Source organism: Rhizobacter sp. P3_C12 (assembly GCF_056402735.1).
In genome coordinates this window covers 1-579 of record NZ_JBFUGW010000656.1, presented here as the reverse complement: position 1 = coordinate 579, position 579 = coordinate 1, and the positions used below count along the sequence as shown (strand labels likewise).

Here is a 579-nt window from a genome sequence, read left to right as displayed (position 1 = left end):
GCGCCCGGGCAGCGCCCCGCCGGCCAGCGCGACGCGGCCTCGCCACAGCAGCACGCCGGCCGTCAGCACGGCGCACCACGGCGGCAGGTGCAGCAGGTGCGGCAGCACGGTCCACGCGATCACGAGCAGCAGGAACAGCGTGTCGCGGGTGTCGCGCGGCAGGTGGCGCCAGCCGGGCCAGCGGGGCAGGAATGAAGTCACTGCTGAATTTATTGCCACAGCGCCATCGCCTCCAGGCAGCGCCGGCGCTGCAGCTCGCCTTGCGCCGGCTCGATCTGCAGGCCGGGCAGGCGCAGGCCGTAGTCGGCACCGGCACGCTCGGCGGCCAGCACCCACGCGGCCAGGCGCGACAGCCGGTCCTCGGGGGCGAGGCCGGCGCAGCGTTGCCAATCGAGCCACAGCTGCTGCTGCACCGTCGAGGTGGTGTCGCGGCTGACCAGCTCGCCGCCGGTCTCCAGGCTGCGCGCGGCCTTCTTCCAGACCACCAGCTTCAGCGGGTCGCCGCGCCGGTAGCCGCGCACGCCTTCGAGTTCGCCGCCATCGGCGCGGCGCCCGGTGGCCGGCCCGCCGGGCGTGGGA

At 75.5% G+C, this 579-nt stretch carries 2 protein-coding genes; both read right to left on the bottom strand.

Going from position 1 to position 579, the window contains the following annotated elements; all coding sequences use genetic code 11:
• A partial coding sequence (locus tag AC1DXV_RS35215) for a hypothetical protein (RefSeq protein ID WP_477938129.1) occupies positions 1–201 on the bottom strand: 201 nt, incomplete at its 3' end.
• An 8-nt stretch (positions 202–209) separates the two neighbouring features.
• On the bottom strand, positions 210–579 hold a 370-nt coding region (locus AC1DXV_RS35210), incomplete at its 5' end, for a DUF58 domain-containing protein (protein ID WP_477938128.1).